At 47.5% G+C, this 22,403-nt stretch carries 16 protein-coding genes; 1 reads left to right on the top strand and 15 read right to left on the bottom strand.

The annotated features are described in order from the left end of the window. Positions 1 to 7 precede the first annotated feature (7 nt). The 7 genes from polA to citZ form a co-directional block, all read right to left on the bottom strand. Positions 8 to 2,647 carry a DNA polymerase I gene (polA, locus tag DRW41_RS14455; RefSeq protein ID WP_115452714.1) on the bottom strand — a complete coding sequence of 880 codons (2,640 nt, stop codon included), beginning with the start codon at positions 2,645 to 2,647 and terminating at the stop codon, positions 8 to 10. A gap of 76 nt (positions 2,648 to 2,723) precedes the next feature. Continuing rightward, entirely contained in the window at positions 2,724 to 4,484 is a 1,761-nt protein-coding gene (pnpS, locus tag DRW41_RS14450; RefSeq protein WP_115452713.1) for a two-component system histidine kinase PnpS, read from the bottom strand. Continuing rightward, the gene (locus DRW41_RS14445) at positions 4,481 to 5,197 is read right to left on the bottom strand and encodes a response regulator transcription factor (RefSeq protein ID WP_115452712.1); all 717 of its coding nucleotides are present in this window, start codon (positions 5,195 to 5,197) and stop codon (positions 4,481 to 4,483) included. Before DRW41_RS14445 ends, pnpS begins: the two co-directional genes overlap by 4 nt. Positions 5,198 to 5,310: 113 nt before the next feature. Continuing rightward, a complete protein-coding gene (locus DRW41_RS14440; protein WP_115452711.1) occupies positions 5,311 to 5,787 on the bottom strand; it encodes a MaoC/PaaZ C-terminal domain-containing protein in 477 nt (158 codons plus the stop codon). Positions 5,788 to 5,918: 131 nt separating this feature from the next. Then, positions 5,919 to 6,857 carry a malate dehydrogenase gene (gene mdh, locus DRW41_RS14435; RefSeq protein WP_115452710.1) on the bottom strand — a complete coding sequence of 313 codons (939 nt, stop codon included), beginning with the start codon at positions 6,855 to 6,857 and terminating at the stop codon, positions 5,919 to 5,921. Positions 6,858 to 6,959: 102 nt separating this feature from the next. Further along, positions 6,960 to 8,228, bottom strand: coding sequence for an NADP-dependent isocitrate dehydrogenase (gene icd / locus DRW41_RS14430; protein ID WP_115452796.1), 1,269 nt, complete (start codon positions 8,226 to 8,228; stop codon positions 6,960 to 6,962). A 174-nt stretch (positions 8,229 to 8,402) separates the two neighbouring features. Continuing rightward, on the bottom strand, positions 8,403 to 9,518 hold the full coding sequence (citZ, locus tag DRW41_RS14425) for a citrate synthase (protein ID WP_115452709.1): 1,116 nt from the start codon (positions 9,516 to 9,518) through the stop codon (positions 8,403 to 8,405). 480 nt (positions 9,519 to 9,998) lie between these two features. Here citZ and ytvI point away from each other — a divergent pair, with 480 nt between their 5' ends. Further along, complete coding sequence (ytvI, locus tag DRW41_RS14420) at positions 9,999 to 11,120, top strand: sporulation integral membrane protein YtvI (protein WP_115452708.1); 1,122 nt, start codon at positions 9,999 to 10,001, stop codon at positions 11,118 to 11,120. A 79-nt stretch (positions 11,121 to 11,199) separates the two neighbouring features. Here ytvI and DRW41_RS14415 read toward each other — a convergent pair whose 3' ends face one another. From DRW41_RS14415 to dnaE, 8 genes are all read right to left on the bottom strand, one after another. After that, on the bottom strand, positions 11,200 to 11,571 hold the full coding sequence (locus DRW41_RS14415) for an FxsA family protein (protein ID WP_439330876.1): 372 nt from the start codon (positions 11,569 to 11,571) through the stop codon (positions 11,200 to 11,202). A 276-nt stretch (positions 11,572 to 11,847) separates the two neighbouring features. Next, on the bottom strand, positions 11,848 to 13,608 hold the full coding sequence (gene pyk, locus DRW41_RS14410; RefSeq protein WP_115452706.1) for a pyruvate kinase: 1,761 nt from the start codon (positions 13,606 to 13,608) through the stop codon (positions 11,848 to 11,850). A 21-nt stretch (positions 13,609 to 13,629) separates the two neighbouring features. After that, on the bottom strand, positions 13,630 to 14,592 hold the full coding sequence (gene pfkA / locus DRW41_RS14405; RefSeq protein WP_115452705.1) for a 6-phosphofructokinase: 963 nt from the start codon (positions 14,590 to 14,592) through the stop codon (positions 13,630 to 13,632). Between the two features lie 315 nt (positions 14,593 to 14,907). After that, positions 14,908 to 15,885: an acetyl-CoA carboxylase carboxyl transferase subunit alpha gene (accA, locus tag DRW41_RS14400; RefSeq protein WP_115452704.1), complete on the bottom strand. Its 978-nt coding sequence runs from the start codon at positions 15,883 to 15,885 to the stop codon at positions 14,908 to 14,910. Continuing rightward, positions 15,879 to 16,751 carry an acetyl-CoA carboxylase, carboxyltransferase subunit beta gene (accD, locus tag DRW41_RS14395; RefSeq protein ID WP_115452703.1) on the bottom strand — a complete coding sequence of 291 codons (873 nt, stop codon included), beginning with the start codon at positions 16,749 to 16,751 and terminating at the stop codon, positions 15,879 to 15,881. Before accD ends, accA begins: the two co-directional genes overlap by 7 nt. Positions 16,752 to 17,027: 276 nt before the next feature. Further along, entirely contained in the window at positions 17,028 to 17,663 is a 636-nt protein-coding gene (locus DRW41_RS14390; protein ID WP_281272318.1) for a FadR/GntR family transcriptional regulator, read from the bottom strand. Further along, a complete protein-coding gene (ystJ, locus tag DRW41_RS14385; RefSeq protein ID WP_115452702.1) occupies positions 17,660 to 18,898 on the bottom strand; it encodes an NADP-dependent malic enzyme in 1,239 nt (412 codons plus the stop codon). The genes DRW41_RS14390 and ystJ overlap by 4 nt, the downstream gene beginning before the upstream one ends. Before the next feature lie 115 nt (positions 18,899 to 19,013). After that, positions 19,014 to 22,364 carry a DNA polymerase III subunit alpha gene (dnaE, locus tag DRW41_RS14380; protein WP_115452701.1) on the bottom strand — a complete coding sequence of 1,117 codons (3,351 nt, stop codon included), beginning with the start codon at positions 22,362 to 22,364 and terminating at the stop codon, positions 19,014 to 19,016. Between the last annotated feature and the right edge of the window lie 39 nt (positions 22,365 to 22,403).

The raw sequence follows: 22,403 nt of genomic DNA, 5'->3' as shown, positions 1-22,403 counted from the left end.
CCCGCGCCTATTTTGCATCATACCAGGTTGGCCCGTATGAGTAATCCACTTTTAGAGGGACGTTTAGCTCGAGGGCATTTTCCATAATTTCAGGAACAAGTGTCTCAAGTGTTTCAATTTCTTCTCGAGGCGCTTCAAAAATTAATTCGTCATGAACCTGGAGAAGCAGGCGGGATTTTAGACCTTTTTCCTTAAGCGCGTCAGCCATGTCAATCATCGCTTTTTTAATAATATCGGCCGCGCTTCCCTGGATTGGCGTGTTCATTGCCGTCCTCTCGGCAAAGCTCCTCAGGTTAAAATTCCTGCTGGTGATTTCAGGGATGTATCTTCTTCTGTGCATAAGGGTTGTTACATATCCGTTCTGCTTGGCGACTTTTATGATATCTTCCATATAATCCTGAACACCCGGATAACTTTGAAGGTACCGTTCTATGAACTTCCCGGCCTCTTTTCTTGTAATCCCAAGGCTTTGGGAAAGGCCGAAATCGCTGATTCCGTATACAATCCCGAAATTGACAGCCTTGGCATGGCGGCGCATGTTCGAGGTTACTTCATCCGCCCCGACATGGAAAACAGCCATTGCCGTCTTTGTATGAATATCTTCGCCCTCCTGGAATGCTTCAATCAGTTTTTCATCATTCGCGATATGGGCGAGCACCCTTAGCTCAATTTGAGAATAGTCCGCCGCGAAAATGACCCAGCCTTCCTCGGACGGGATGAAAGCCTGCCGGATTTTCCTGCCCTCTTCAAGCCTGATGGGGATGTTCTGAAGGTTCGGGTCCGTTGAGCTTAGCCTTCCAGTTGCCGTTAGAGCCTGATTGAAGCGGGTATGGACCTTATCCGTTTTGGGATCCACCACTTTCAGGAGCCCTTCAATGTAAGTGGACTGCAGTTTCCCAAGCTGCCGGTAATCAAGGATTAGCCTGATGATTTCGTGCTCATCCGCAAGCTTCTCAAGGACATCGGCCGAGGTTGAATATCCTGTTTTTGTTTTTTTGCCCGAAGGAAGACCCAGCTTTTCAAATAAAATGGCGCCAAGTTGTTTCGGGGAATTGATATTAAATTTTTCACCGGCCATTTCATGGATCTTTTGTTCAATGACTTCCAATTTTTCGTGGATTTCACTGCCCATAGCTTTTAGCCTGGCAAGGTCAACCTTTATCCCCGTTGATTCCATATCGGCGAGGACTAGGCTCAACGGCATCTCAAGCTCAGTAAATAATTCGTACTGGCTGTTTTCACGCAGTCCTTTTTCCAGCAGCGGCCTAAGTTCCGCTGTCGAAATTGCCTTTCTGACTAGATGCCCCGCCAGATCCGCCTCATCGGGAACTTTCCTTTTCGCGCCCCTTCCATAAAACGCATCATCGGCCTGGACATTGCGAAATCCATATTTCTTCTCAATCGTGGAAAGGTCATCACTATTTGCGGAAGGGTCAATAATGTAGGCGGCGATAAACACATCGAAAATGACCCCCTTGAGATGAATGCCGCGCCTTCGCAAGGCCACTTCGGTCGCCTTGGCGTCATACACAACCTTCCTTTTCGTTTCATCCTCCGCCCATTGCTTGAATTCAGAGGACTCAAGCGCTTTTTGCGCTGGAAGGTAAAACCGACCCTTTTCACTTACTGCAGACATTCCGATTATGTCAGCGTAATGATAATTATCTTCAAGAATTTCAACAAAAAAGGCTGTTTCATCCCCAAAGATATCTCCGCTTATTTCCGCCGGTATTTCAAAATTGACTTCAGCCAGATCCGCTTCCGATTCATCTCCGCCAATATCCTCGCCGAGTTTATCAAGCAGTGAATTGAAGCCAAGCTCTTTGAAAATCGACACGACCTTACCCTTGTCAAAGCCTTCATAGGATATTTCATCAAGCTTTACTTCAATTGGCGCCTCCCTTGTAATTGTCGCAAGCTCCTTGCTCATGATTGCCTGGCCCTTGAATTCCTCAAGTTTCTCACGCAATTTCTGCCCGCTTACCTTGTCTGTGGATTGAAGCAGGTTTTCGAGAGTTTCAAATTCCTTCAAAAGCTTGATAGCCGTCTTTTCACCGACACCTGGAACTCCTGGGATATTATCTGATGCATCACCCATCAAGCCCTTCATATCAATGATTTGCCAAGGTTCAAGGCCATACTTTTCTTGTATATGCTCCGGAGTGTATTCTTCGATATCGGTAATGCCCTTCCTTGTAATGCCGACTGTCGTTTTGTCAGATGACAGCTGTGTAAGGTCCTTATCCCCCGAAATCACCCTCACTTCAAAACCTTCTTTTTCAGCTTCAAGCGATAGAGTTCCAATGATATCGTCGGCCTCATAATTTTCAAGCTCATATCTTGAAACCTGGTAAGCGTCCAATAATTCACGGATGAACGGGAACTGTTCGGACAACTCTGGCGGCGTCTTTTGCCTTCCGCCTTTGTATTCACTGAATGTTGTATGGCGAAATGTCGTTTTTCCGGCATCGAATGCGACAAGCATATGAGTCGGCTTCTCATCTTCAAGGATCCTCTGCAGCATCATTGTAAACCCGTACACAGCATTTGTATGAATGCCTTTGTCGTTATTGAGTAGGGGCAATGCAAAGAAAGCGCGGTAGGCAATGCTGTTTCCATCAATTAAAACGAGCTTCTTTTTTTCCACAAATATTCCTCCTGTCCCTTTGCAAAACCGGCCCTAACTGTAAAAACCCTTTTGCAAAATCGGTCCACTTAAATTGTTAAACTTTCCGCGCCCTTTTTGGGAATTCAAGAATGAATTCGCTCCCTTTTCCCGGCCTGCTTTTTACTGTAATCTTTCCCCGATGGGCTTCGACGATATGTTTTACAATCGCGAGACCAAGGCCAGTGCCTCCGGAATTTCGGCTTCTCGCCCTGTCTACACGGTAAAAGCGTTCAAAAATCCTCGGTACCTCGTCCTCCTCAATTCCTATGCCGGTATCCTTCACGGAAATGACAATATCGCTTCCAGCTTCTTGGACGGATAATTCAACTTTCCCGCCAGACGGCGTATAATTTATTGCATTTGAAAGGAGGTTGATCAATACCTGCCTTATCCTGAATGGATCTCCTTCCATTTCGGTTTTGACCGGAAACGGATGGACCACAAGGCTGATATTTTTTTGAAAGGCCCTTCCTTCAAGGATGGCCAAAATTTCCTTTACAATAGGATCGAGGCTGAATGGCGAGATATCAAGCACGAAATTATGCTGTTCCAATTTTGAAAGTTCAAGAAGGTCCTGGATCAGTCTTTGGAGCCTGTCGCTTTCCTTAAGGATTATGGAAAGGAACTCCTGTAGCGCCTTTTCATCCCTCATCGCGCCATCAATCAGCGTTTCGGCAAATCCCTTGATTGAAGTGACCGGCGTCTTTAGCTCATGCGAGACATTCGCCACGAAGTCCTTTCTCATTTGTTCCAATTTTTTCAGTTCCGTTATATCATGGAAAACCAGCAGTACGCCTTTCCAGACGTTGTTCGTACCAATTATCGGCAGGGCTGAAACGTCGAAATACTTTCTTTCGATTGAAACAGGCAAAATGAACTGCCTCCTCTGCTCCTGTTCAGTCATGAAGATTTCTTCAATCATTTCACGGATTTCCCTGAAAGGAATCACCTCGAAGTAAGGCCGATATAACAAATCCGCCGGCTCCACCTCAACCAAGTCCCTGTATCCACGATTGATGAGGCTAATATTACCGCGGCTATCGATAAGCACAAGGGCGCTGCCGATATTTTCGATCAGGGCCATCAGCCTCTCTTGCTGCATGTCCCTCGTCTTTGCCATATCCTCCAGGTTTCTCGCAAGGACGTTAATGGAAGTACTCAATAACCCGGTCTCATCAATGTTTTCCTCTACATAAGTCCTTGCGCGGTAATTCCCCTTCGCAAGTTCCATGGCCACATTCGCCGCCGATTCGATGGGCTTGGCATATTTTCTTGTAATCCTCATTCCCAGCAGCACGATAATTGCCAGGGCAAGGCCTAGGGTAAGGGAGATAAACCACCAAATATTTTTATACGCATCCTTCAATTGGCTAGAAGCCAGGCTAAGGAGCAAGTATCCTTCAGTATCGTTCCCCACTTTCAATTCTGTCCAATAATAATGGACTTCCTGCCTGTCCTTCAATTTAAAAAACCGCTTTTTTTTGTTTCCACCCGAGACAATATCCGTAATCAGGTCCTCTGGCGTGGAGATATTATTCTTGCTGTTATACAGGATGGCTCCGTCGACGTCCACCAGTAAGATGCCTGCCCCCAGCTTATCGCCAAACTTCCCCAGCTCATTCCTGTCCACGCCAAGCATGCCTCCGTAATCCTCGATATACATACGGAGCAAGCTGCTTTCATTTTCTAGCCTCTCATAATAGGAATCAAGGTAATAATTTTTAAGAAGCTGGCCAAGCAGGATGCCGAGGGCAAGTAGCACCGCGACAGTAAGGAGAACCATTGCAATTAAAAGCCTTGTCCTGTATTTTGTCATTCGGTCTTCGGTTCCTCCATTTTATAGCCCAATCCCCGGATAGTTTTGATATATTCAGGCTTTTTGGAGTCTGCCTCGATTTTCTCCCTAAGGTGTGAAATATGTACATCGACAATTCGTGTATCGCCGGCAAAATCATAATTCCAGACAGTGCTTAAAAGCTGGTCCCTTGTCAGCACCCTGTTTTTATTTTGCGCAAGGCAATTAAGGAGTTCAAATTCCTTTAGCGTAAGCGCAAGAAATTCATCTTTGAAAAAAGCTTCAAACCTATCCGGGAAAATTTTCAAATCCCCAACCAGGAGTGCATCTTCCTCTTCCGGTTTTTCCTGTTGTTTTTCCTGATATTGCTCTGTCCTGCGAAGTATCGCTTTTACACGCGCCAAAACTTCACGGGGGCTGAATGGCTTGACCATATAATCATCGGCGCCAAGCTCCAGGCCCAATATTTTATCCAGTTCGTCATCCTTCGCCGTGAGCATCAGGATCGGAATCATCACCTTTTGCTGGCGGAGCTGCTTGCAAACTTCAATCCCATCGATTTTGGGAAGCATAAGGTCAAGGATTATCATGTCGGGGCTTTCATTTATCGCCCGCTCCCTGCCTTCCTCTCCATCCATCGCCGTGATGACTTCGTATCCCCCTTGTTCCAGATTGTATTTAAGCAGCGTGACAATCGATTGTTCATCGTCTACAACTAGTACCTTTTTCCTCATAACAACCTCCGTAAATAAGAAATCCCCTATATATTTATAACTTCCCCTATTACTATACTATAGTAAATATTTTTTACCTTCAAGAATGGCGAAAGGGCAGCTATGGGCTGCCCTTAAAAGTTTTCCAGCGCGCTGCCATCCATCCTTGAGAGGCGATGGGGAGGGCAGACTTTTACTTTTCCCGTAACTACGTTTTCCTCATTTTCGTTTTTTCCGGTTACCGAAATTGTGACAGTATGTGATTTTGGGTCCACATCAATTACCTTGAGAAGAAAATCGACAGTTCCATAATGGTAAACCGGTTTGGGAAACTCCAGTTCCTGCGCCAGGATATGGCTTCCAGGTCCCGGCAGATATTTTGAAATGGCCGATGTAATAATTCCAGTCAGCATGATGGCCGGCACAACCGGTTTCCCAAACGGAGTTTGTGACGCATAATCATGCTGTATGTATAAGGGATTCGCATCATTCGTGAGTCCAAGGTAGAGAAGAAGGTCCTTGTCCTCTATTTTTTCCGTAAGGGAAAGTTTTTCTCCGACTGACATTTCTTCTATCCTTCTGCCAAGCTTTCTTTTTTTACCTAAAAGCATGTTCTCTGCCCTCCTTATTGGCCGCTTTTCTAAGCGGTCCACAAACTATTATTTCCCTATATCAAATAAGGGGCAACTTCCAATTTAGCGAAAAAATTCGGGGGAAGCTCCCCCGAATTCGGTTTATTTTATTACGCAAGCACAGCCATGACATTGCGTACTGAATCAGCCGACTTATCAAGCCCGGCTTTCTCGTCCTCTGTCAGTTCAAGCTCAATTATCTTCTCGATGCCATTTGCTCCAAGAATGGTTGGCACGCCAAGATAAATGCCTTCGTATCCATACTCGCCCTCAAGATAGGCGATTGATGGAAGAACGCGGCGCTGATCCTTCAGGATTGCTTCACACATTTCAACCAGGGAGGCTGCCGGCGCGTAATATGCGCTTCCGTTGCCAAGAAGATTTACGATTTCGCCTCCGCCTTTACGGGTGCGCTCAACTATTGCCTCAAGGCGGTCTTTTGGAATAAGCGTCTCAAGCGGAATGCCGCCCGCATAGGAATAGCGGACAAGCGGCACCATATCGTCGCCATGCCCTCCAAGGACGAAACCGGTAATGTCCTTTACTGACAGGTTGAGCTCCTGGGCGATAAACGTACGGAACCTGGCGGTGTCAAGTACGCCTGATTGCCCGATTACACGGTTTTTAGGGAAGCCGCTTTCCTTGAAAACTGTATAAGTCATGGCATCAACAGGGTTGGTCAAAACAAGGATGAAACATTCCGGTGAATATTTCACTATTTCCCCAGCGACGCTCTTCATGATCTTTTGGTTTGTCTGGACAAGGTCGTCCCTGCTCATGCCCGGTTTCCGTGCGATTCCCGCGGTAATGACAACAATATCGGAATCCCTTGTGTCCTCATAATTTGATGTTCCCGTAATGGTTGCATCAAATCCCTGGACAGGGCTTGCCTGCAGCATATCTAGAGCTTTACCCTTTGTCGAATTTTCCATTTGCGGAATATCGACAAGAACCACATCTCCAAGCTCTTTTTGGGCGAGCATGAATGCGGTCGTCGCCCCAGTAAAGCCTCCCCCGATGACTGAAATCTTTTTGCGTTTCATTGACATGTCGTTTCCTCCCTGGTTATCGTTTTAAACTGGGATGCCGGCGGGAAGCATTGCCGCCCGTCGCCATGAAATGCAAATTGGGTTGAGGGCAATCTGCCCCGCCTATTCCATATTTTTGATAAGCTCGTCGCCGAATTGGGACGTTTTCACTTCAGTCGCGCCATCCATCAGGCGGGCAAAATCATACGTGACTACCTTGGAAGCGATTGTCTTTTCCATTGATTTCACGATCATATTGGCAGCTTCGTTCCAGCCAAGGTGCTCAAGCATAAGCACGCCTGACAAAATAACGGAAGAAGGGTTTACCTTGTCGAGGCCGGCATATTTAGGGGCTGTGCCGTGAGTCGCTTCGAAAATGGCATGCCCAGTTTCATAGTTGATGTTCGCTCCCGGCGCGATGCCGATACCACCAACCTGCGCCGCCAGCGCATCGGAAATATAGTCGCCGTTAAGATTCATAGTCGCAACAACGTCGAATTCCTTCGGGCGTGTCAGGATCTGCTGGAGGAAAATATCAGCAATTGAATCTTTTACGATGATTTTGCCTGCTGCTTCCGCGTCGGCTTGAGCCTTATTGGCTGCTTCAGTGCCTTCTTCTTCCTTGATCCGGTCATATTGGGCCCATGTGAAGACCTTGTCTCCGAATTCTTTCTCGGCAAGCTCATAGCCCCAGTTTTTGAATGCTCCCTCTGTATATTTCATAATGTTCCCTTTATGTACCAGGGTAAGCGACTTACGGCCTTCCTTGATTGCATAATTAAGAGCCGCACGGACAAGGCGGGTTGTTCCTTCCTCAGAAACCGGCTTGATTCCGATGCCTGAAGTCTCAGGGAAACGGATTTTGTTTACACCCATTTCGTTTTGAAGGAATGCAATCAGTTTCTTAACTTCGTCGGATCCTTTTGCATATTCAATTCCGGCATAAATATCTTCCGTATTTTCACGGAAAATGACCATGTCGGTATCCTGCGGGCGCTTTACTGGAGAAGGCACGCCTTCAAACCATCTAACAGGGCGCAAGCAAACGAACAAATCAAGTTCCTGGCGAAGCGCGACGTTAAGTGAACGGATTCCGCCGCCAACCGGGGTTGTGAGAGGCCCTTTAATCGCGATCAGGTATTCGTTGATCAAGTCGAGCGTTTCCTGCGGCAGCCATTCGCCGGTCTTGTTGAACGCCTTTTCTCCAGCGAGCACTTCCTTCCAGACGATTTTCTTCTCGCCCTTATATGCCTTTTCAACTGCTGCATCAAGCACCCTTACTGAAGCCGCCCAAATGTCCGGGCCGGTTCCGTCTCCTTCGATGAATGGGACAACTGGATTGTTAGGGACATTCAATACCCCGTTTTGGACTGTAATTTTTTCACCTTGCATTGTCATTTCTCCCTCCACTGATGAACCCTTTTAGGATATAAACTACGTTAACCACACCTAAAGGCTAGAAGGCCTGCTTCTAACCTTTGAAAGCGGGTAAGGCCATCCTTTGGCTTTCCCGCTCTATTCATTACATCAATTTCTTATGGAAAAGTAAACCGATTCGCAGGCGGATCAGCGTGCCGAAATCGGAATGTATTTCTGCATTCCTGGCCCAGTGTAATCGGCGCGCGGGCGGATCAGCCTGTTATTGTCATATTGCTCAAGAATATGGGCAAGCCATCCGGAAACACGGCTCAGGGCAAAGATTGGCGTGAATAAGTCATGGTCAATGCCAAGGCTGTGGTATACAGAAGCTGAATAAAAATCGACATTCGGCGGAAGATTTTTCTCACTGGTGACTATTTCCTCAATTTTCACCGACATATCGTACCAGTGCGGTTCCCCTGTCAACCCGGTCAGTTTCCGTGACATTTCCCTCAGGTGCTTCGCGCGTGGGTCTCCCTTACGGTAAACTCGGTGGCCAAAACCCATGATCTTTTCTTTATTATCAAGCTTGCCCCTTACATAGGCTTCGACATTGTCAGGGGATCCAATTTCCGACAGCATCTTCATGACCGCTTCATTCGCTCCGCCATGTAGCGGGCCTTTAAGGGCGCCGATCGCGGCGGTAACTCCGGAATATACATCGGAAAGTGTAGCGACACAAACCCTTGCAGTAAAGGTCGAAGCATTCAATTCGTGGTCAGCATGCAGAACGAGCGCTTTGTTAAAAGCTTCAATCGCAATCGGCTCTGGCTCATTTCCTGTCAGCATGTAAAGGAAGTTTGCCGCAAAGCCAAGGTCTTTCCTCGGTGCAATTGGCTCAAGCCCTTTCCTGATTCTCGCGAAAGCAGTAATAAGTGCTGGAATCTTTGCTTGGAGTCGGACAGCTTTCATGTAATTGGATTCCTGGCTCATTTCATCCGCTTCATCATCATACAGGCCCAGCAGCGATACGGCCGTCCTTAAAGCGGCCATCGGATGGACAGACTTGATCGGATACATTTTGAAATGGTCGAGCACTTCCTGAGGCAGCCCCGCTTCGGCGGAAAGCTGGTCCCTCAGTTCCTCAAGCTGCGCCTTTGTAGGCAATTTTCGGTGCCATAACAAATAAATGACTTCTTCGAAACTAGCATTCTCTGCAAGATCATCAATGTCATAGCCGACATAAGTCAATGTATCGTCAATGATCGAGCTGATTGAGGAAGTTGTTGCCACAACCCCTTCTAGTCCACGTGTAACTGACATCCCAAACCTCTCCTTTGCAATCTGTAATTTCCCCATACCCTTTTCCTATAGTGTAGTTGGAAGTCCGGACTGCTCGGCTAATTGCATGAGCGCTTGCTCGGAACCTTTCCAAAAAATGAGCATCTGCAATCCCCTGAAGCAAATGCCACTTCCCCCGCCACACACTAGAAGCCTATTAAGCTGAAAAAAATCCCTTCACTTTACACTATACACAATTATTTAATCATAATAATAAAACATATGTAAAAAAGATTGCGCTTACATGTCTTATTATAACCAATTGTCAGATTTTTGTGAATGAAAAGGAATTGGAAAAATAAAAAATATTATATTAATAGAAAATAGCAGATCCCGGCAAAGAATGGCGGATTTTCCGGAACCGTCTCGATTCCGCCTTTTAAAAGTATAGCCTTAATGCACATTCATTTGCAAAATGTTAAACTTAAACTATCTGATTAAGCTGAAGGAGGAATCCAAGGATTGAATCCTGTCTATCTAGCCCGGACAGCCAGGCTGCTTTTGGTAGTGGGCCTGGTGATAGGCGCTTTTATCGCGTTCTATTACATATCGGCGGTAACGTACCCTTTCCTAATTGCTTTTGCCATCGCCTTCCTGATTAATCCCCTGGTCGAGTTTTTTGAAAAGAGGGGACGAATGCCGCGATCGTTGGCGGTCCTGATCACATTGGTTATTATTTTCGCGGTTTTCGCGGGGCTTGTAACCCTATTGGTTGCCGAAATTGTCAGCGGCGCCACTTACTTAGCGGATGTCCTTCCAAAGCATTTAAACACGTTGATCCGGTATAGTGAAGACATGTTCGCCTCACAGATCATCCCTCTGTACAATCAGCTCACAGGCTTATTCAACAACCTAGATGCCGGCCAGCAGGAAACAATTATGAAGAATATCCAGAATGTTGGCCAAAGGGTCGGCTCAACCGTCGGGCAATTCCTAAATGGATTTTTCGGGAACATTCCCATGATTTTATCCTGGTTTCCAAATGCTGCGACAGTCTTAATATTCTCTTTATTGGCAACTTTTTTTATCAGCAAGGACTGGCAAAGACTGTCCGCCATGGGAGGCCGGCTTATGCCTGTAAAAGCAAGGGCTAGCGGCAGGACCGTATTCACCGACCTTAAAAAGGCACTTTTCGGTTTTATCAAGGCCCAGCTGACCCTTATCTCAATCACCACCGTCATCATCCTGATTGGGCTGCTGGTGCTTCGCGTCGATTATGCAATTACCATCGCGCTTGTTGCCGGGATTGTCGATATCATCCCATATCTAGGCACCGGTACCGTTTTCGTCCCCTGGATCCTGTATGAGGCGATTGCGGGGGATATGGGCCTCGCGATTGGGCTAGGCGTCCTCTATATCGTTGTACTTGTCCAAAGGCAAGTTATGGAGCCCAAAATCCTCTCATCAAGCATCGGCCTGGATCCCTTGGCAACCCTAGTCGCCCTTTTCGTAGGCTTCAAGCTGCTTGGATTTCTCGGCCTGATAGCCGGACCAGTCGTCCTGGTCATATTCAATACCCTTAAACGCGCTAATGTCTTTGAAGACCTATGGAATTTCATTAAAGGAAATGAAACAAAAATATAGGAAAAACGCCGGCTTCCGAAGCCGGCGTTTTTCCTATTGCCCGTGGTTGGCGTCCCGCACAAAACCATTTATCATGGCTTTATCTTATGATTCTGATTGTTCCCTTGTTCATCCATCTTCTTATAATTGCTGCCAGCCAATATTTGAAAAACTTCCTGGTTGCCGGAATCAGAAGGAGAAGCCCCGCAAGGTCGGTGACAAATCCCGGTGTAAGGAGCAGGATACCCCCGGCAAGAACGCATATGCCGTCCAAGATTGCCTCCCCGGGCATTTGGCCATACGCCATTTGCTGCTGCGCCTGGCGGATGACTTTCAATCCCTGGCTCTTGGCCAAATATGTCCCCATCACCCCGGTAAATAAAATCATAAAGACAGTGGGGAGCACGCCTATCGTTTTTCCGGACCAAAGCAATATCCCAATTTCTGCTGCTGGAACAAGAATAATGAGCAAAAATAAATAAGTACGGAACATTATATCCCCAACCTCCCCATAGAAAAGCGCAAGCGGCCGTTTAGCGCCGAATGGACTGGAGGGCCCCGATGGAGATAAAGGAAACACGATGAGCGAAGGCGAATCGATGTTGACTTATCGTTGCGAGGGGGCCGAAGTACACTAGGCGCTGGGCACTGGAGCTAGACAAATTTCATACATTCACTTCTTTTTAGAAAAGAGCAAGCGGCCGTTTAAACAAAAAGAAGGGATGCCTCTCCCTTCTTTTCGAATCAATTACAGTACGCTTGCGTGGCCGTTATAGATAACGCCCCTTGTCGCATCAACCGTAATCTCCTGTCCATCCTTTAAAACGTCTGTCGCATTTTCCACTCCGACTATAACCGGTATACCAAGATTCAAGCCGACAACGGCCGCATGGCTTGTCAAACCGCCTTCTTCGGCAATCAGCGCGCCGCACTTCTCGAGCGCGGGAACCATTTCCCTGTCCGAGCCAATCGTAATCAGAATGTCACCAGGTGTTATTTTCGCCAATGCTTCTTCCGCATTCCGAGCGATAACCGCTTTCCCATACGCGGATTTTTTGCCGATTCCCTGGCCTTTGGCAAGTATATCCCCGACAATGTGAATCTTCATCAAATTCGTTGTCCCGGCTTCCGCGACAGGGACCCCAGCAGTAATGATGACAAGATCGCCATGTTGGACAATGCCGCTGTTCAGGCTTTCGCCAACAGCGATATCCATCATTTCGTCAGTTGTCTTAACCTTCCTGCCAATCTGAGGATACACTCCCCAGACGAGGCAAAGACGCCTTTGAGTGCCCTTGTCTGAGGTTACGGCAACGATAGGCGCTTTCGTCCTGTACTTCGAAACCATCCTTGCCGAATGGCCGCTGACTGTAGGAGTAATGATTGCACTCACCTGCAGGTTAAGAGCTGTATAGGCTACAGATTGCCCAATCGCGTCTGTCGTATTGGTTTCAGTATCCCGGCTCCTCTTTTGAAGAATTTCTTTATGGTTCAATGCTTCTTCAGCCCTAGAGGCGATATTGTGCATCGTTTGGACAGCCTCAACTGGATAAAGCCCTGCTGCCGTTTCACCGGAAAGCATAATCGCATCGGTGCCATCGAAAATGGCGTTTGCGACGTCGCTAGCTTCCGCCCTTGTCGGCCTTGGGTTCCGCTGCATGGAGTCGAGCATCTGTGTCGCTGTAATGACTGGTTTTCCTTCAGCATTGCATTTATTTATGAGCATCTTTTGCACAAGAGGCACTTCTTCAGCCGGAATCTCTACGCCCAAATCGCCGCGGGCAACCATAAGGCCATCCGAAACCTCAAGGATTTCATCGATGTTATCGACCCCTTCCTGGTTTTCGATTTTAGGAATAATATGAATATGCGATGCATTATTTTCCTCAAGCAGCTGGCGGATTTCAAGGACATCCTTCGCCCTTCTGACAAACGAAGCAGCAATGAAATCAATATCCTGTTCAATTCCGAAAAGGATATCTTTCCTATCCTTATCCGTGATTCCCGGCAAATTGACCGATACCCCCGGAACATTAACGCCCTTTTTGTTTTTTAATGTTCCAGTATTCAATATTTTTGTATGGATTAGCTGGTTATCTTGATCAATGTCTGTTACTTCAAGCCCGATGAGCCCGTCATCCAATAGAATTTTTGATCCTCTCGATACGTCTTCAATCAGGCCTGGATATGTAATGGAGAACATATCGGGGCTGCCTTCAACTTCTTTCATTGAAACGGCGACATTTTCTCCGGCAATTAGTTCAATCGCGCCATCCCTCATATTATGGGTACGGATTTCCGGTCCTTTCGTATCAAGAAGAATCGCGACGGTCTTTCCGGTCATTTCAGCCGCTTTCCTGATATTCGCAATCCTTGCGCCGTGTTCCTCAAAATCGCCATGCGAAAAATTGAGGCGGGCGACATTCATGCCTGAAACCATTAAATCCTTTAGTTTTTCAACACTTTCACTTGCGGGACCGATCGTACAAACAATCTTTGTCTTACGCATGCTATATCCTCCTGTCAGCCATTAGATAGATAGTTCTTGGGACAATTTATACAAATCCAAGTCAAGCACATGTTTTTTCTCTTCAATCGCCTCGATAATATCATAATCGACCAGCCGGTTCCGCTCGATCCCCACAGCCCTGCCGCCTTGGCCATCAAGTAGAAGCTCGACCGCCCTGGCGCCAAGCCTGCTCGCAAGGACACGGTCTGCCGCGGTAGGCGATCCGCCCCTTTGCATATGGCCAAGTACGGAAATCCGTGTATCAATATTCGCAGCCTCTTTCAACTTCCGGGCAAACTCGACTCCGCTGCATACGCCTTCAGCCACGACTATGATACTGTGCTTCTTCCCGCGTTCATTCCCTCGGTGAAGCTTGTCGGCGATATCATCCATTTCATAGTTTTCTTCTGGAATGAGGATGGTTTCGGCTCCTCCGGCAAGCCCTGCCCAAAGAGCGATGTCCCCCGCATCCCGGCCCATTACTTCAATAATGAAAGTCCGCTCATGCGAACTTGCAGTATCACGGATTTTATCGATTGCATCAATGACTGTATTCAAGGCAGTATCAAATCCGATTGTAAATTCGGTTCCAGGGATATCGTTATCAATTGTTCCCGGCACGCCGACACACGGAAACCCAAGTTCGGTAAGTGCCTTGGCTCCGCGGTAAGATCCGTCCCCGCCAATTACAACAAGGCCTTCGATCCCATGCTCCCGCATCTGCTCTATCCCTTTCATTTGGCCTTCTTTCGTTTTAAACTCAGCACACCGAGCGGATTGGAGCATTGTGCCGCCTCTATGGATAATATCCCCGACGGAACCCAATCCAAGCCTTTTGATATTCCCATTGATTAATCCGGCAAATCCACCGTAAACTCCGTAAACCTCGATATCATGGAAGATTGCCTTCCTGACAACTGCCCTGATGGCAGCGTTCATACCTGGGGAGTCCCCGCCGCTTGTCAAAACTCCAATTTTATTCATTGAACTTTTCACCCCATATCTTTACTCGTTCACTAGACAATTGTTGTTGTAAACCTTCAAATTGTTATAAGGGTAACAAACTGGTCATTTATAAAATACCATTAAGGAAGAGGTCTAACAACTTAATCGGCGCGAAAAAAGCAAAAAACGGTACAGGAATCCAGTGTAAGCGTTTAATAAAAAAATCCTTGGACTTTTTAACGAATCGAATGGCCCGGACGTATGAAACTATTCAATTAGTATTTGTTTTGATGCATCAAAGTATGAAGTATTGCACCCGTCCAAAAAAAGAAACGTGCTTCGAAAAGCACGCTTTTAATTTACCCCTATATAATCATTTAAAAACGAATACTCGCCAATCGCCTTATACTTTTCATACCGCTGATCCTTCAGTTCCGCTCCTGTAAGCCTTGATAGCTCTTTCAGGGATCGGAAAAGGGCCATTTCGATTTCATGCGCCTGCGCCTCGACGTTCCGATGGGCTCCGCCGCGCACTTCAGGAATGATCGCATCAATAATTCCGAGATCTTTCAGATCCGGGGCGGTAATTTTCATCGATTCGGCGGCGCGTTTCGCCTGGGAAGCATCTTTCCACAGGAGTGCCGCGGCCCCTTCAGGCGAAATAACGGAATACGTGGAGTTTTCCAGCATCAGGATATGGTTCCCGACGCCAAGTGCCAAGGCGCCGCCGCTGCCGCCTTCACCAATAACGATGCAGACAACCGGTACGCTCAGGCTTGCCATTTCAAACAGATTGCGGGCAATGGCCTCGCTTTGGCCGCGCTCCTCAGCCGCTTTACCAGGATAAGCCCCTTTTGTATCGATAAAACAAATAATTGGGCGGCTGAACTTCTCAGCCTGTTTCATCAGCCTCAAAGCTTTCCGGTATCCCTCAGGATGGGGCATCCCGAAATTACGCCTGATGTTTTCTTTCGTATCTTTTCCGCGCTGATGTCCAATCACCGTAATGGGAACGCCTTTAAACTTCGCAATCCCGCCCACGATCGCTTCATCATCCCCATATAACCTATCGCCATGGCATTCCATAAAGCTGTCGAATAAATATCCGATATAATCGAGGGTTGTTGGCCTGTTTGGATGGCGCGCGATTTGCACACGGTCCCACGGCTTAATATTGGAGTAAATATCATTTTCAAGCTTCTCAAGCCTGGCCGAGAGCTTTTCAATTTCAGAAGAAAGGTCGACATCCGTTTTATTAGTATAATCCTTAAGTTCGCTAATCTTCTTTCTCAGCTCGATAATCGGCTTTTCGAATTCCAGTTCCCCTACCAAACAAGCTCACCTCCACGCTGATGAAGTTCAAGAATTATTCCAATTTGGCCCTTTAGCTCATGCCTGTCAATCACCGCATCAAGCTGGCCATGCTTTAACAAAAACTCCGCCGTCTGAAAATCTTCGGGCAGTTCTTCCCTGATGGTTTGCTCGATAATCCGCCTTCCAGCGAAGCCGATCAACGCGCCTGGCTCAGCTATATTGTAATCGCCCAGGGAAGCAAAACTCGCGGATACCCCTCCCGTTGTCGGATGGGTCATAAAGGAAATAATCAGCCCGCCATTGTCACTAAACCGCTTCAGGGCCACACTCGTTTTAGCCATCTGCATTAGGCTTAAAACGCCTTCCTGCATCCTGGCTCCCCCTGAAGCTGTAAATATGATAAATGGCACGCCAAGTTCCCCGGCCTTTTCAACAGCCCGGGTAATTTTTTCACCGACAACCGAGCCCATGCTACCCATACGGAACGTTGAGTCCATAATCGCGATGGACACTTTAATGCCGTTCACGGTACCGGTTCCCGTGACCACGGCTTCATTCATTTTTGTTTTGATTCTATCTTTTTCAATTTTTTCCAGGTATTCCGGGAATCCAAGCGGATTTTCCGAAATCATGCCTGCATCGATTTCTTCAAAACTTCCTTCATCAAGGAAACTTTGAATCCTCTCACGCGCATTCATTGGATAATGGCGACCGCAATGAAAACAAACTTTCAGGTTTTTTGCAAGCTCCCGTGTATAAATGATTTTCTTGCAACCAGGGCATTTTGTCATGATGCCTTCAGGGACGTCCTGCTTTGCTGCTTCAGAGGGAATTGCGGCATATTTTTTCTTCTTCGGTTTTTTATTAAATAGCTCTTTTAGCAAGTTAGTACCTCCCTAGTTTTAAGAGTGGGATTGAAGCCGGGAACTGCAATGCTTAAGCATTTATTGACCGTCTTCCGGCAGGCCGGGATCCTGGCATTCCACTTTGGTGGATGAGCATCGGCATTTTCGTCATACTATAGTATAGCGAAAAACTTTCCGGATGCGTAGCAGCAACAGTGGCCAGACCACTTGAAGATTAAAAATGGCCCGGATAGCCAAGGCTTGCCTGTCCATACTATAGGGCACTTTTTTAAAAAAAGATGCCGCTTTCTGTCGCTAGGATTTAGACATTTTTCTCAATACCTTATATTTCTCTATTGCCAGTTCCTCATCCCCGGCCGAGAGGGCCTCGAGGAGAGCCCTGTAATCTTCGGGGCGGGCAATTTCTTTTTCAAAGTCCTGGGAATGGTAATAGTCCTTTAAAATGACCCATATGCGCAATACCAAATGGTTGTCAGCCAGCACGATTAGATGATGGAAAAATTCATCATCGTTAATTTTCGCTTTTCCGACCAATCCGAATATATCTTCAAGGTTTAAACCAGAAGCTTTTTGGAGAATAAGCCTCAGGGAATCCATTTCGATACAGTATTTCGTTTCCTTCACATCCCGCCTGGCTTTTTCGTCCTGAAGGATGAAGGTGCTAAGGAGCTGGACAAGCTGGTTTCCCTGGAAGTCACGGATAAAAGTGCCCTCTCCCCTTCTTGTCTCAATAAGTCCCAATAATTCCAGTGCCCGGAGAGCCTCCCTAACAGAGGAGCGCCCCACAATGAGGCGCTCGGACAATTCCCGCTCGGAAGGTATCTTGTCCCCGGTTTTCAGTCCATCGGCAGCTATCATTTCCCGTAGCTGCTTGACAATTTCGATATATACCTTTGAGTTTTGGGATTTGCTCTTTATAGAATCGTTCACTTATTTCTACCTATCAATGAAAGGCGTTTTGTCTTTTCCTTTACCTCTTCCGGATCGACACGAAGGCGGGCAACCCCTGTTTCGATCGCTGCCTTGGCTACCGCGGATGCGACCTCTGGAGCGACTCTTTCATCAAATGGGGCCGGGATGACATAATCCTCATTCAGTTCATCATCGCTTATCAGGCTTGCGATTGCTTCAACCGCGGCTACTTTCATTTCCTCGTTTATGTGGGTAGCCCGAGCATCAAGGGCTCCCCTAAAAATACCAGGGAAAGCAAGGACATTGTTGACCTGATTCGGGAAGTCCGAACGTCCCGTTCCAATGACAAGCGCTCCAGCTTCTTTGGCTTCCTCCGGCATAATTTCCGGTACCGGATTGGCCATAGCGAAGATGATTGGACCGTCATTCATCGTGGCAACCATTTCCTTAGTCAAGGAGCCAGCAACCGAAACACCGATGAACACATCAGCCCCTTTGATAACGTCCGCAAGGTTCCCTTGAAGCCTGTCCCTGTTAGTAAACCGGGCAACCTCATCCTTGATGGCGTTCATTCCGCTAGGGCGGCCTTCATAAATCGCCCCTTTTGTATCACACATTATGATGTCTCGGACACCGTAGCTGTAAAGAAGCTTAATGATCGCGATCCCCGCTGCACCCGCACCGTTTGCGACCACTTTGATTTCAGTCATTTTTTTGCCGGTAATCTTCAGCGCATTGACTAGTCCAGCTACAGTAACAATCGCTGTTCCGTGTTGGTCGTCATGGAAAATTGGAATATTCGTTTCTTTTTTGAGCCTTTCCTCTATTTCGAAACATTTAGGAGCGGCGATATCCTCAAGATTCACCCCGCCAAATGTCGGCTCAAGAAGCTTGACTGTTTCAATAATTTTTTCAACATCTGTTGTGTTAATGCAAATTGGAAACGCATCAACTCCTGCAAAGCTCTTGAACAGTACAGCTTTTCCCTCCATAACGGGGAGTGCTGCTTCCGGCCCGATATTCCCCAGCCCCAGCACGGCTGTTCCATCTGACACCACCGCTACCATATTGCCCTTCATCGTATAGTCGTATACCGTTTCGGGCTTATCATAAATTTCCTTGCAAGGTTCGGCTACCCCCGGAGAATAAGCAAGGCTTAAATCCCTGGCGTTCCTTACCTCCACTTTCGATTTTGATTCCAACTTCCCCTGGTTTACTCGGTGCATATGCAGTGCTTCTTCACGCAATGTCAAGATATTCACTCCTTTAGGATATGGAAGGACATGGTTATTACGGTGGTCAGACCACACTTTCCTTTACAACTATAACACATCTTGAATCGATGTAAAGCAAGAAATTACAAGCTGTTTATTTTAAAATAACATTCGATTTCCCAAGAAAATCATATAGGAGGCGGAGCACCGAATCTGTCGGTTGAATCCCATACCCGGGTCCTAGGCCGACTGTCTTGCCGCCGTCATAGTGAAGCACGACTTCAACCTCCCCCTTGCTTGACGAGAGAATTTTGTTCAGTGCTTCTAGCCGGGATGGTTCCTGATTTTCATCGGTGAGCCTCAAATACAGGCGCCGCAATGAATTCTCCTTGAGCCAACTGTCGATATCCCCAGCCTTGCGAATGATGAATTGTGCTTTTCCATCGCGCTCTTCAGCCTTGCCCTCAATGACAGCCAATCCGCCCTGGTTTAGAAGGGCCGTATGCTTTTTAAATACCTCGGGAAACGCGACCGCCTCCATTTCCCCGCTTGGATCGCTTACTGTGAGGAAAGCCATTGGTTCACCTTTTTTTGTCCGGATTTTCTTTACTGCATTTATATAAACCCCTGCATTCCAGAATTTGGTCCCAGGCTTCAAATCCGCGAGCGGGGACGCTCCCGCCTCCAGGAGATTCTGTTCATGCATGGATATCGGATGGCTTGAAAGGTAAAACCCCAGAACCTCCTTCTCATAAGCGAGTTTGTTTTCAAGGCTTATTGGATCGACTTCCATATATTTAGGCGCGGGCATAAGCGAATGATCCGAAAACAGCCCTGTTTGCCCATCTTCACCCGGACTCATCAACTGGGCATGTTCGATTGCGATATCGAGGCTCGCCAGCAGAGTGGCCCTGTCTTTCCCAAATTCATCAAAACAGCCGGAATGGACCAAAGCCTCAAGCGTTTTTCGGCTGGCTGTTTTTTGCGGCAGGCGGATGCAGAAGTCGAAAAGATCGGCAAAAGGCTTCCGTTTCCTTTCTTGCAGGATTTCCCTTGCAACCGACCCGCCAATGCCCTTAATCCCTCCAAGCCCAAACCGGACCCCACCATTTTCAGCTTTGAATGAAAACAGGCTATTGTTGATTGATGGCGGGAAAACGGGTATGTCCAACGCTTTTAACTCCCGTATATACTGGGCTATTTTCACATCGTTTCCGGTTACGGAACTAAGCAGAGCCGCCATGAAATGCGCGGGAAAATGGGCCTTTAGATAGGCTAGTTGGCAGGATATGACGCTGTAAGCTACCGAGTGGCTCTTGTTAAAGCCGTAGTTCGCGAACCTCACAATCAAATCGTAGACTTCATCCGCAACGCTTCGGCCGTATCCCTTTTTAACCGCCCCGGCCACGAAATGCTCCCTTTCCCTGTCTAGTTCCTCTTTCTTCTTTTTGGCGACGGCCCTCCTCAGTAAATCTGCCTCCCCAAGCGTAAATCCGGCCATTGTGGAGGCGATTTGCATGATTTGCTCCTGATAAACAATAACCCCGTATGTATTTTCCAAAATAGGCTCAAGGTCTATATGGGGATAGACGATTTTTTCACCGCCATGCTTCCTTGAGATGAATAAAGGGATATTTTCCATCGGCCCTGGCCTGTAAAGGGCGTTTACGGCGACAATGTCATCAAATCTTGTTGGCCTTAAACGGGTAAGGACCTTCCTCATTCCTTCCGATTCGAGCTGGAAGATTCCTGTCGTTTCTCCTTTGGCCAGGAGTTGGTACGTTTTTTCGTCCTCGAGGGGAATCGTCCTTATATCGATCTTCCTTCTGCCTTCCCGGTTGATCGATGCAACAATCCCTTCCAGAAGGGAAAGGTTCCTCAAGCCAAGGAAATCCATTTTTAAAAGCCCGATTTCCTCGAGGTGCTCCATGGAATATTGGGTAAGGAACACGTCGTTGTGCCCTGCCTGTATCGGGACCAGATCAACAAGCTGCTTTTCGCTGATGACAACGCCAGCCGCGTGGGTGGACGTATGCCTTGGAAGGCCCTCAATCTTAAGGGCTGTTTCGAAAATTTTTTCATTGAACGGACTCCCTGAAACAAACTCACGCAGCCTTGCCGATTCACGGTAGGCATCCTTTAGGGTGATCCCGTTCCTTGAAGGGATTGCTTTTGAAAGCGAATCCAGTTCTTTCCCATTCAGGCCGAACGCCCTGCCGACGTCGCGTATTGCCGCTTTCGCAGCAAGTGTCCCGAATGTCACGATTTGGGCGACATGGAGCTCTCCATATTTTCGAGCGACATATTCAATAACTTCGTCGCGCCTGGTGTCCGGGAAATCGATATCGATATCAGGCATCGAAATCCGCTCCGGATTCAGGAAGCGTTCAAAAAGAAGCCCATGTTCCAAAGGGTCGACATCGGTTATATAAAGGGAATAGGCCACAAGCGATCCGGCAGCAGAGCCGCGCCCTGGACCGGTAAGGATTCCCCGTTCCCGCGCATATTTCATAAAGTCCCAAACGATCAGGAAATAATCATTGAAATTCATTTTGTGGATGATCGAAAGCTCATATTGGAGCCTTTCCGAGTATTCATCCCCATATTCCGGACGCCTCTTTTTTAATCCGGCAAAACAAAGCTGCCCAAGCATTTGGCCAGGCTCCGTTCCAGGTTCCAGGGGATATTTCGGCATATGGAACCGCCCGAATTCAATCGATACCGAGCATCTTCCCACAATGTCCAGTGTATTTTCGAGCGCATCCGGGAAATCACCGAATAACCCGGCCATCTCCTCCGCCGATTTGAGGTAATAGTCCTCCCCTGACAGCTTATAACGGCCTTCGTCCTGCATCCTGGCTCCGTCCCTAATTGCCAGAAGGCATTCATGCGCGAGCGCATCGCCGCTTTCGAGGTAATGGACCGCATTGGTAGCGGCCAGCCCAATCCCAAGCGGCTCGGCGAATTCAGGAATTATGCCAAGAAGGTCCCTTTCTTCCTCAAGCCCATGGTCTTGAATGGAAAAATAAAAGTCCCCGGCAAAAATAGTTTTATATAATTGGGCGAGTGTCCCCGCCTCCTCTTTCTTTCCTTCAAGCAGTAATCGTTCAATTTCCCCTTCAACTCCGGGAGTAATCGCGATGAGCCCGGCGGCGTAATGCCTCAGCCATTTAAGCGGTATGCCATCCCGGGATTTTGTTTGGATCGCGCTTGAAATTTTAAGGAGATTCCTGAATCCGGCGTTATTTTTTGCTAGCAATACGAGAGGAAATGCGACACGCTCCTCCCGTTCGGACAGGACATCGGCTGTCAGGCCCAGGATGGGGGCTATGCCGCGTTTTTTACATTCCTTGTAAAACTCAATCGCTCCATAAAGGACATTCCGGTCAGTCAAGGCAATCGCCTTAAAGCCTTTTTTACTTGCTGCCGCAACAAGCGATGGGATTGAAGCGGTGCTGGTAAGCAGGCTGTACGCGCTATATGTATGAAGGTGGATAAAAGACATTTTTTCTCATTCCCCCTTATTGCGTCCTTCTTCTATTAT

It is taken from the genome of Neobacillus piezotolerans, assembly GCF_003362805.1.
GTDB lineage: Bacteria > Bacillota > Bacilli > Bacillales > Cytobacillaceae > Bacillus_D > Bacillus_D piezotolerans.
Note: the sequence above shows the minus strand (reverse complement) of the source record. Positions and strands in the feature narration are given on the sequence as shown.

What these genes read in the sequence shown, in the direction of transcription:
- dnaE (WP_115452701.1), bottom strand. Translation starts at nt 22,364, where the DNA reads ATGTCTTTTATCCACCTTCATACATATAGCGCGTACAGCCTGCTTACC.
- pyk (WP_115452706.1), bottom strand. Translation starts at nt 13,608, where the DNA reads ATGCGTAAGACAAAGATTGTTTGTACGATCGGTCCCGCAAGTGAAAGT.
- DRW41_RS14445 (WP_115452712.1), bottom strand. Translation starts at nt 5,197, where the DNA reads ATGAGGAAAAAGGTACTAGTTGTAGACGATGAACAATCGATTGTCACG.
- pnpS (WP_115452713.1), bottom strand. Translation starts at nt 4,484, where the DNA reads ATGACAAAATACAGGACAAGGCTTTTAATTGCAATGGTTCTCCTTACT.
- mdh (WP_115452710.1), bottom strand. Translation starts at nt 6,857, where the DNA reads ATGTCAATGAAACGCAAAAAGATTTCAGTCATCGGGGGAGGCTTTACT.
- DRW41_RS14440 (WP_115452711.1), bottom strand. Translation starts at nt 5,787, where the DNA reads ATGCTTTTAGGTAAAAAAAGAAAGCTTGGCAGAAGGATAGAAGAAATG.
- citZ (WP_115452709.1), bottom strand. Translation starts at nt 9,518, where the DNA reads ATGTCAGTTACACGTGGACTAGAAGGGGTTGTGGCAACAACTTCCTCA.
- icd (WP_115452796.1), bottom strand. Translation starts at nt 8,228, where the DNA reads ATGCAAGGTGAAAAAATTACAGTCCAAAACGGGGTATTGAATGTCCCT.
- pfkA (WP_115452705.1), bottom strand. Translation starts at nt 14,592, where the DNA reads ATGAATAAAATTGGAGTTTTGACAAGCGGCGGGGACTCCCCAGGTATG.